At 48.6% G+C, this 7040-nt stretch carries 6 protein-coding genes; 2 read left to right on the top strand and 4 right to left on the bottom strand.

Going from position 1 to position 7040, the window contains the following annotated elements:
• Nucleotides 1-74 precede the first annotated feature (74 nt).
• The 4 genes from QUB06_RS25305 to QUB06_RS25290 all read right to left on the bottom strand — a co-directional run bounded on the left by QUB06_RS25305 (nucleotide 75) and on the right by QUB06_RS25290 (nucleotide 3918).
• Nucleotides 75-1028 carry a PhoH family protein gene (locus QUB06_RS25305; protein WP_333377157.1) on the bottom strand — a complete coding sequence of 318 codons (954 nt, stop codon included), beginning with the start codon at nucleotides 1026-1028 and terminating at the stop codon, nucleotides 75-77.
• Nucleotides 1029-1402: 374 nt separating this feature from the next.
• Nucleotides 1403-1924, bottom strand: a complete 522-nt coding sequence (locus tag QUB06_RS25300) for a KH domain-containing protein (protein WP_333095964.1) — start codon at nucleotides 1922-1924, stop codon at nucleotides 1403-1405.
• The gene (gene rpsP, locus QUB06_RS25295) at nucleotides 1863-2147 is read right to left on the bottom strand and encodes a 30S ribosomal protein S16 (protein ID WP_242721878.1); all 285 of its coding nucleotides are present in this window, start codon (nucleotides 2145-2147) and stop codon (nucleotides 1863-1865) included. Before rpsP ends, QUB06_RS25300 begins: the two co-directional genes overlap by 62 nt.
• A 436-nt stretch (nucleotides 2148-2583) precedes the next feature.
• Nucleotides 2584-3918: a D-alanyl-D-alanine carboxypeptidase gene (locus tag QUB06_RS25290; RefSeq protein WP_333437623.1), complete on the bottom strand. Its 1335-nt coding sequence runs from the start codon at nucleotides 3916-3918 to the stop codon at nucleotides 2584-2586.
• Nucleotides 3919-4270: 352 nt separating this feature from the next.
• On the opposite strand from QUB06_RS25290, the gene plsX reads away from it, so the two are divergent.
• Together plsX and QUB06_RS25280 are read left to right on the top strand one after the other, a co-directional pair.
• Nucleotides 4271-5323, top strand: coding sequence for a phosphate acyltransferase PlsX (gene plsX, locus QUB06_RS25285; RefSeq protein ID WP_333437624.1), 1053 nt, complete (start codon nucleotides 4271-4273; stop codon nucleotides 5321-5323).
• 318 nt (nucleotides 5324-5641) lie between these two features.
• On the top strand, nucleotides 5642-6643 hold the full coding sequence (locus tag QUB06_RS25280) for a beta-ketoacyl-ACP synthase III (RefSeq protein ID WP_333437622.1): 1002 nt from the start codon (nucleotides 5642-5644) through the stop codon (nucleotides 6641-6643).
• Nucleotides 6644-7040: the final 397 nt, after the last annotated feature.

The following is a 7040-nucleotide window of genomic DNA, read 5'->3' as shown; positions in this document are numbered from 1 at the left end:
ATGACTAATGACTAATGACTAATGACTAATGACTAATGACTAATGACTAATGACTAATGACTAATGACTAATGACTATGTTTCGTGCAGTTCGTAAGCAGCGACAATCCGCTGCACTAGCGGATGTCGTACCACATCCGCCTGAGAAAATTCGCAGAAAGCAATGCCCTCAACGTTGCGTAGAATATTTTGGGCAACTGACAATCCCGACTGTTGGTTTGGCGGCAAATCTGTTTGAGTGATATCCCCCGTTACTACCATTCTCGATCGAAAGCCCAGACGAGTCAACACCATTTTCATCTGAGCCGGCGTCGTATTTTGAGCTTCGTCCAAAATTACGAAGGCATTGCTGAGAGTGCGCCCCCGCATATAAGCTAAAGGAGCTACTTCGATCAAGCCTCTTTCCATTAAATCGGCCATTTTTTCAGGGTCGATCATTTCTTGCAGGGCGTCGTAAAGCGGGCGCAAATATGGATCGACTTTTTGCTGCAAATCTCCCGGCAAAAACCCTAATTTTTCGCCAGCTTCCACGGCTGGCCTGGTTAAAATCAGCCGTTCGTACTGCTTGCTTAACAGCGCTTGCACGGCGAAAATAGCTGCTAGAAATGTTTTGCCAGTACCAGCGGGGCCAATGCAAAATGTCAGGTCATGCGTGCGTACTGCTTGGACGTATTGCCTCTGCTTGAAGGTTTTGGCTCTAATTTCTTCGCCGCGGCGGGTTCTGGCGAGAACGTCTCGCTGCAAGTCTTGTAAATCGCCTTGGCGGTTGGTATCCAAAGCTTGGCGCGCCGTCTGGATTTCAACTCCGGTAATATTTTTGCCGGATTTCCAATAGTCGGAGAGCGATCGCACTAATTTATGACACAATTCTACTTGACTTTTTGTGCCGGAAATCAGCAGTTCTTGCCCTCGCATTACTACGTTAGCACCGGTTTGCTTAGAGATCATTTTCAGGTTTTCTTCTTGATTACCGGCCAAGGACATGGCGCTTTGAGTGCTCGGTAACTCTATTATTAGTTTTTCATTCATGCCAACATAAGCTCCTCCAAATAAGCAATTAAAAGTTAACAACTAAACGTTAAACCACTCACTATTTGCGAACAAAAAAACGCCCGTTACTAGGTTTTACCTAGTATCTAAGGCGTCTTTTAGATTTAGCTCCCAAATGAGTTTGGTGCTTGAGGCACAAATCAAATCTCCCTTCTATTAAGTCAGGCAATTTTAGATTTTAGGTGGGAATTTTTAGATTTTAGATTAACCTGATGCCGCTGACATTTGAAATTTTAAATTTTACATTTGTTTCCGATCGCAAAACCGGCAATTTCAAACAAAACGGCGCTTGTAATACAAACTCTACAACAGGCAATCTAAAATCTAAAATTCTTTCTGGGCTACGCAGTTAGTTAATAACCGGGAGTATTCCTGCTCGTTCTAAACGTAGGTGTGTTAGTACGGCGAGGTTGTTCTCTCGGAGTTCTGCTAGCTAAGGGACTCGGCGACGGAGGTGGCGTCCGGGGTCGGAAGTCGCCGCGCGGCTCCCGCGAGCCGCGATCTGGGCGATCGCGATCCGGGCGATCGCGATCGCCCCTGGGCGGGCCAGATCCACGATCGCCCGCCTCACCATCGTATATATCTAAGTAGAGGGACTGACCCGCCGTTTGCGCCACCGCTTCGAGCGTAGTTCTAATTGCCTGAATATTGCGTCCGCCCCTACCGTAAACCCGGCCTTTGTCGGGATCTTCAAAAGCAAGCCTAACCCAGACCCGCGATTGGCGCGGGTGCAGTTCGCAATCAACCCGCAAAGAGCCTGGGGTCTCTAAAAAAGGCCCAATTAAAAATTTAACCAGTCCAGCATAGTTGGGACTAGCTGACTGCTGCTGTGCTGGATTCAACGTTGGCTCCGGCTCCGACTTGTTCAAATACATGGGCTTTTCTCAGGATGTCACGCACGGTGTCAGTTGGCTGAGCGCCTTCTTGCAGGCGCTTGACAATCGCTGGAACATCCAGCCTGGTTTCATTATTTCTGGGGTTGTAATAGCCGAGCTCTTCTAGGGGACGGCCGTCGCGGCGGGTAGAACTGTTCATCGCTACAATCCGGTAGCTTGTCTCGCGTTTTTTCCCGTATCTCTTCAATCGCAGTTTGATCATCTTCTTGCACAATAGTCTTGTTCCAATTCTAAGCTATTTTTTGAACCTCCCCACATCTAAAGCCGGGGGATTCTTGCCCACCAATCAAGGCGACAACGGGACATTCAAGTATCCCTCTACTCACTCAAACAGCTTAAAGCTGAGATTGCGTATACTTTCTGAGTCCTTCGTATGTTTAAGTTTGAACGCTCCATACCCTGCCATTATTTGCCCTTTAACTATTCCAAATCTAGTTGGATCTGTCCGTTGCTGGGATTGCTCCATACTAGGGTACTTCAATGCGCCGAAGGTTATTCCTACTCACTTTTCGCTTGTGCTGATTATACACGGCGGTTTCAACCGCTACCGACTTATCCCCATGTCTAAAGCTAGGGGCCCGGCGGGCTCGTCTTTCGGTCAATGCTCCTTCCTCGAACCCCAACTCAACCCGTATTTCTTAACCTCCGACCAAAATATCGCTACGATTTGCTGCCCCCAAGGCAGGTCTGGCGCCGTCAATGTGCGGTGTAATTGCTACTGGCAAAATCGATGCAGTTCCCCACTGCTGCACCAATTTTTGCAAAAATATATCTTGCTGCGCTCTCAAAGAGTCCCAATCGGTGCCGCGATTAATAATTGCAAACCAAACTAAACCCCGATCGCGCGTGGGTATGGCTCCCGCCAAAGCAATCACCGTGTCCAAAGTACCAGTTTTCACCACAGCCGATCGCGGAATGTGTCGGTATTCCAAAGTTCCTTTATCGCGCCCGGACACCGGAAACAAGTCAGCAACTGTCAGCCCAGTCGTCTGAAGGTTGCGGGCGATCGCCTGCATCATCCCACAAGCCGCCCTGGGAGACATCTGATTTTCCACTCCCAATCCCGAACCGTTAACTAATTGAAGTTCCTCCTCCGGCACTCCCGCAGCCCAAGTCGCTTGCTGCTGGACTATTTTTGCCCCCCCCAAATCGTCGGCCAGCATCTGAGCTATTTCATTGTCGCTGTGGACGTTCATCTGCTTGAGAATTTCGGCTAAAGGAAGCGATCGGCGCTTTAGCAGCAAACGCCCCGAAGTCACAAATTTCTCAGCAATGACGCTGCCGGCCACCGTTACTTGCGGCTTTCTAGTTCCTGGAGCCATCTTAGAATACATTGCCACCACGTCCGCAGGCCAATTGCTACCCTCAAGAGCTTGCCGCAGTATCTCCCCCGCCACCACAGGATCTGACTGGTAATTCATGCGGAAATTGCCTGTCACCACCAAATTTCCCGCCACGCGCTCGATACCCATTTGATTGAGAGCATTGCCAACGGCGATCGCCTCCTCCCACACAAACAGCGGATCGCCCCCGCCGCTGACCACCAAATCCCCCTGCAATACACCATTCCTAATCGGCCCCGTTCCCCGGAACCGCGTTTCAAACTGATAATCCGCGCCCCAAGTCTCCAGGGACGCCAGAGAAGTCGCAATCTTAGTCAGCGAAGCCCCAGGCATCAGCGTCTTGCCCTGCTGACTTACCAGCGGCACCATTCCCGCTTGCACCCAAATTCCCTGATTCCCATCAATCAGGTTCTTGTCTTTCAAATCTTTTAAATATTCCCGCACCGTCGCTTCTGCGGGCAAGTCTGGATTTGCCGCATTTATTCGCCCAAAAGCCAAATCTTCGGCCACCACTAACCCGGGTATCCCTCCCCGCCAAGCCAGCACTGACGCAGCATTAGGCGCGACAGTGCCTACCCCAGCCATGTCGAGCCACAGAGACATCATCCCTGAGCTAAATAAATCCAGCATTTTTTACTCCTAAAGTCAATCGATTTGAGATTTGAGATTAAAGAATTGAAGAAAGCGCTCCCACTGATAAATCCGGGGGCTTGTGATCAGGATGGGGAGCTTTTTTCTCGCTCCACGGATGAATCCGGCGTTCCCGGACTAAAGTGCTTGCGGTGATGTAAACTATTTCATTGATTTTTTCAATATGCCGTCAAAAATAGTAAAGTAGTGACAAAACAAGTTCTATCAGAGTAGTCGGAAATAAGAATTGTCCGATCGCCCTAGCGAGCCGATTTTAGTTCTTTATTCAGACTTGTGGATTCACGCTCCTGACTTCCTGGTAGAATTTTTAGTGTTTCTCAAACATTGGTCAATGGGATCGACACGCGCAAGAATTGCAATAGACGCTATGGGTGGGGATCATGCCCCCGCCGAAGTTGTAGCTGGAGCGCTTAAGGCACAAGAAGAATTAGGCGTAGAGATTTTGCTGGTGGGCGACCCGCAGCAAATAGAAGACTCGCTCCGGCAACAAGACGCGATCGGCCGCGTCTGTACAGGTCAGCTAGAAATCGTTCCTTCTGAAGGAACGGTGGAAATGCACGAAGAACCTTTGAGTGCCCTCAAACGCAAGCCCAACGCTTCGATTAACGTAGCGATGAACTTGGTAAAGCAGCAGCAAGCTGATGCTGTGGTGTCCGCCGGTCACTCCGGCGCGGCAATGGCTGCTGCCCTGCTCAGGTTGGGCCGGCTTCCCGGAATCGATCGCCCTGCGATCGGTGCGGTTTTACCGACAATGGTACCGGGCAGCTCTGTACTCATTCTCGATGTCGGCGCTAATGTGGACTGCCGCCCCAAATTTTTGGAGCAGTTCGCTCTTATGGGAACTATTTACAGCCAGTGCGTGCTGGGCGTCGCCGAACCTAAAATCGGCCTGCTCAACATTGGCGAAGAACCTTCTAAAGGCAACGACGCGGCAGTGCGGACTCACCAGTTATTGGTGGACAACCCGAACATTCCTTTTGTGGGCAATGCCGAAGGCCGCGACGTGCTGTCGGGGAAATTCGACGTGATTGTCTGCGACGGGTTTGTCGGCAACGTGTTGTTGAAGTTTGCCGAAGCGGTGGGCGAAGTTGTGGTGCAAGTTCTTAAGGAAGAATTAGTCAAAGGACTCCAAAATCAAATTAACGATCCTCTGCTGCAAAAAAGCTTGCAAGGATTTAAGCAGCGGGTAGACCACGTTGAACACGGCGGCGGTTTGCTATTGGGCGTTGCTGGAGTTTGCATTATCAGCCACGGTTCGTCTCAAGCTGGCTCGATTTTTAATGCCATTCGTTTGGCGAAGGAGGCTATTGACAACCAAGTGCTGGAGCGAATTCGATCGTCCAATAACCAAAGCGCTCTGGAACAAGAAGCTTTCAACAGTTGACAGTTGACAGTTGACAGTTGACAGTTAACAGCTTGCCCGCTGGCTTAGAGAAGGGTTGACCTGTGAGGGCGACCTCTAAGAAGGAAGTCCGAGGATTGGAGTAATGAATCGTCTGATTTTAATTTCTCCCGCTAGGGACTCCGGCTTTCAACCAATTCTTTCTAGTAGGAATTAAAAATTAAAAATGTCAAATTAAAAATGTCAGCTTAAACCAAATGTTCTGCTTAACTAAAAGCAATTCAAGCAGTTTTAAAAAGAAGTTTAATTGGTAATTTTTAATTTTTAATTTCTCGATTGATCGCTCATAAATGGAGAGGAATGTTGCAGCAATCAGGGTTCGGCATTGCCGTCACAGGTAGCGGTTCTTGTACACCGCAGGTTTCGCTCGATAATAACGGTTTGAGTCAGATAGTAGAAACTTCTGACGAGTGGATTGGGGCGCGGACGGGCATTCGTTCCCGGAGGCTGGCGGACGATCGCACTTCTTTGTGCGATTTAGCGTCGGAAGCATCGCTTCAGGCGATCGCAATGGCAGAAATTTCGCCAACAGATATTGATTTGATTATTTTGGCGACTTCCAGTCCTGACGATTTGTTTGGGACTGCCAGTAAAATTCAATATCAATTGGGCGCAACAAAAGCTGTGGCTTTTGATTTAACAGCAGCTTGTTCCGGCTTTGTTTTTGGTTTAGTTACAGCCTCGCAGTTCATTCGGACAGGGGTTTATCAAAATGTTTTGCTGATCGGAGCAGATATTTTGTCTCGCTGGGTGAATTGGTCGGATCGGGGTACTTGCATTCTCTTTGGAGACGGTGCAGGTGCGGTGGTATTGCAGGCTTCAGAAGTTGATTCATTTTTGGGATTTGAAATTCGCAGCGACGGCACACAAAATTCGTCTCTCAATTTGGCTTACAAAGCCGAGTCAAAAGAATTAATTGAGGGCGTCAGCGTCGCAGTGGGTGGATTTCATCCCATCACAATGAACGGTCAAGAAATTTATCGCTTTGCAGTAAAAAAAGTGCCGGAAGTCATAGAAAAAGCTATGTTTCGGGCCAATATTAACGCTGCAGAAATTGACTGGCTGCTGTTGCACCAAGCCAATCAGCGGATTCTCGATGCAGTTGCCCAAAGGCTAAAGATTCCCCCCGAAAAAGTAATCAGCAATTTGGCAAAGTACGGCAATACCTCAGCGGCTTCAATTCCCCTTGCCTTAGACGAAGCCGTGCGTCTGGGTAAAGTTAAACCGGGCGATACTATTGCTGCGGCTGGTTTCGGTGCAGGTTTGACTTGGGGGGCAGCGATTTTTAAATGGGGAAGGTAATATTTGGCGGCCGGCTGTAAACTTGCCCTACTTATTGTCGGGGCTGTGAGACTTGCAAAATACAAATCCTTGAACCCGCCATACATAGGGCAAGGTGTGCAGCCACACACCCCCGGGACAGGAGTTCTTGACAAGCGCGCCCTGAAATAGAAAATCCTCTATTCTTCGATCGACTTTCCCCGGCTAGAAGGTGGAAAATTTTGTTACTGCTATTAATTTAATTAAAGTAGCAAAAAAAATATAAAGTTCGTAAAAACTGCAATTATTATGTTAAAATTGTGAGTCGCGAGTAGATAGTTCGTTAACCAAAAGATAGCGGATACCAGCGAGCGAACTTAGAAGCGGAAAAGAAAGAATTTTTGCAATCACCAATTAGCAACCACCAATTAGCAGATTA

Source organism: Microcoleus sp. D2_18a_D3 (genome assembly GCF_036702455.1).
Taxonomy (GTDB): Bacteria; Cyanobacteriota; Cyanobacteriia; order Cyanobacteriales; family Microcoleaceae; genus Microcoleus.
Note: the sequence above shows the minus strand (reverse complement) of the source record. Positions and strands in the feature narration are given on the sequence as shown.